The organism is Rhodothermales bacterium, from assembly GCA_013002345.1.
Taxonomy (GTDB): domain Bacteria; phylum Bacteroidota; class Rhodothermia; order Rhodothermales; family JABDKH01; genus JABDKH01.
The window spans coordinates 1-2,945 of the sequence record JABDKH010000049.1; the positions used below are offsets into that span (position 1 = coordinate 1).

Annotated in this window: 3 protein-coding genes; 2 read left to right on the forward strand and 1 reads right to left on the reverse strand. The window is 58.0% G+C overall.

What is annotated here, in order from left to right; genetic code table 11:
* On the reverse strand, positions 1 to 1,342 hold a 1,342-nt coding region (locus HKN37_02250), incomplete at its 3' end, for a hypothetical protein (protein ID NNE45462.1).
* A gap of 350 nt (positions 1,343 to 1,692) precedes the next feature.
* Between HKN37_02250 and HKN37_02255 the strand changes: the two genes are divergently transcribed.
* Positions 1,693 to 2,754: an efflux RND transporter periplasmic adaptor subunit gene (locus HKN37_02255; protein ID NNE45463.1), complete on the forward strand. Its 1,062-nt coding sequence runs from the start codon at positions 1,693 to 1,695 to the stop codon at positions 2,752 to 2,754.
* A gap of 39 nt (positions 2,755 to 2,793) precedes the next feature.
* Positions 2,794 to 2,945 (forward strand): hypothetical protein (locus HKN37_02260; GenBank protein ID NNE45464.1); only part of this gene is annotated, 152 nt, incomplete at its 3' end.

Genomic DNA, 2,945 nt, shown 5'->3' on the forward strand with positions numbered 1-2,945 from the left:
CAAACACCGTGTCTGTAGTTGCATCCGGATTTACAACTTCCTGTCTCGTGTACTGTACGAAGAGGGCCTCAGGATCGTATTCAACGCGCTCGGCACCTGAACGTGTTGCGGCTGCATCTCCACTCACCACCAGCAACGCCGAGTCCGCGGACGTAAGTCCGAATTCCTGACTGAAGTCCTTGCTGTCGGCCTCTCGCAAATATGTAGCCCCGAGGTGCCCCGACATCCCCTCGCGCGAGCCAAAGTTCGCCAGCACGTTCGTGCCCACCAGCGACCGCGTGAACTGGTTCGTCGAGTACTGGAATTCCGCGACGATGCGTTTGTTGGCCGTGACAATCTGGTTCGGCGTGAACGAGATCTCGGCAGTAGCATAATCGATGACGTAATCGTTCGTCTCGCCTCTCACCAGTCGCCGACCGTCGACGTACACCTCCTCTGTGCCCGGCACGACAATGATGAAACGTTCACCCGTCTCTCCCTCGAGACGATAGGGGCCCTGAACACCTTCGGCTGGTTGAATAGTCTGAGACCGATACGTACCTCTTGTAGTAGCGCCGGCAACGACTACCTCACCGCCGCTGAAGAAGCGACCCGTTCCAGGGATTGAACCCTGTACTTTGGCACCCTGTAGTTTTCGACTGAATTGTGCGAACTCCGAAGACGACAGAGCGAAATCAAAATCACCCAGCTGCGCCAGGCCGCGCCCTGACCGGACCTCGATAAACACGCGGTCGATCTCACTCAGGCGCTGCGTCGTACCCTCCGGCAGAATTGGCGTGTTCTCGTCCGTCAAGACGGCACGCAGGTCGACGCCATCCACGATCTCACCACTGAGTTCCATCCGGAGTCCAGACTCGATTGTCGCATCCTGCCGGTTGCCTGCGATAACGCCCCTGGTGATGGATCCACTTCGACGCAGGTTGCTGCTGCCGAACGGATCGGGCGTCTCGCCGCGAACCTCGGGCCGGATGTCAGGCAACCGTTCGTCCGCCAGCGAGTCGGCTGAGGACGTCAACGTGTTCGCCCGGTAAACGTCCCGAAAACGTACAGGCAGCGCCTCGTAACGCACCACCACCGTGTCTCCCCGGAATGACGACAGATCCACCTCCAGTAATCCGAACCTGTAATCGATGCCATAGTCGGCAGTGTCCACCGGCGCATTCCCTACACTCACCGCCTCCGATCCCTCGATTATGAACGGCCTGAGACGGAACGGCTGCGCATCGGTGGCTGGAAACAGGTCCGTGTGCAGAAACGTGCTATCAACGCGGCGACCGGAATCCTGCGCCCGGGCCTCATCCGCCAACCCGACCATGATGATTGCTATGACGAGTAGACGCACCGGTGACGAAAGGCCAGAGTGAGAAAGGGTGTACTCGTAGCTAGTTTCGACGCAAGCAGGACCGACGTTAGGAGAGACGAGGGCGGATTCAGTACTACGATAGGGGTTGGGCCTTGTTCATGGGATCGAGCGACTTGTGGTCAGGACCTCTGGTGTCGGGCGATCGGCTGGGTCAGTAGCCGCGATGGCGGCTAGTCGTTGGCGTGGAGAGTAGCCCCATTCGATTCAGATAACCAAATCTGGCTCTGCAACTAAGAAACGACGAAGCCGTAGCAGGGGGCTGAGTTGCAATAATCGATTCGCCGGCACATTCATCCACTTCAGCCGGCCAGCCATCGTTAGAGGTAAGAATGATTCGAATTTCAGGGTTTCTGCTCACCCTCCTGCTTGTGATAGCAGCAACGACGCAACTCGGCTGCGGAAACGACGCGAAGTCGATGGACGCTGACGAGGACAAAGACTCCCGTCCGGCCGTTCCCGTCGAAGTCGCTGCAGTGGTCTCCGGTGACATCTCCGCGTACCTGGTTGGTACCGCAACGCTTGAGGCCGAGGAACAGGCAATGGTCGTTTCGAAATCCGGCGGCATCGTCGAGCAGATCTTCGCCGAAGAAGGCAATTATGTGAAGGCCGGACAGAAGCTCGCACAACTCGATGACGAGCGGTTGGCGCTTGAAGTGGATCGTGCCGAGGCTAGTCTGCAGAAGCTGGCGCGGGAGTTCGAGCGAAATGAAGAGCTGTACGAGAAGCAGCTTGTAAGCTCCGAGGAGTACGAGCGTGTTCGTTCCGAGTATGAGGCCCAGAAGGCTGCTCGTGATCTGGCCCGCCTGAGCCTGGACCACACTACCGTCATCGCACCCATTACCGGTATCATTTCGCAGCGCCTGATCAAGGTCGGTAATATGGTGCAGGCGTACGAGCCGACATTCCAGATCACAGATTTTGATCCGCTCCATGCCATCATGCACGTCCCCGAGCGGGAGCTGAACAAGTTGACCGTAGGACATAGCGCCAGCTTGAAGGTCGATGCCTATCCGTCAGAGAGGTTTACCGGGCGTATCAAACGGATAAGTCCCGTCCTCGACCCTGCCACCGGCACGTTCAAGGTGACAGTCGAAGTCAGAGACTCGTCGAAGCGCCTGAAGCCTGGGATGTTCACGCGTATCCGGATCGTCTATGACACCCACGATCAGACACTTCTGGTGCCAAAGGAGGCGGTGCTTGCTGAGGACGACGAATCGACGGTCTTCGTCATTCGCGACAGCATGACTTTCCGCCAGGTCGTTCGAACCGGCTACGAGGATGAGCGATTCGTTGAGATCCTTGACGGCCTCGACGAAGGGAGCCAGGTAATTACTACGGGCCAGAGCAGTCTGAAAGACAGCGCGCGCGTGGAGATTGTCAGCAATATCTAAGCGACGACTCCCCTTCCCGCCAGGATCGCCCTATCGCATATGAAGATCATTGAGATTTCTACACGGCGGCGCGTGACGATCGCCATGTTCACGATCGCCGTGTTGCTGTTCGGCTCGGTTTCTCTCTCCCGGCTCAAGATTAATCTGCTGCCGGAGCTGACGTATCCGACGCTCACGGTGCGCACCGAGTA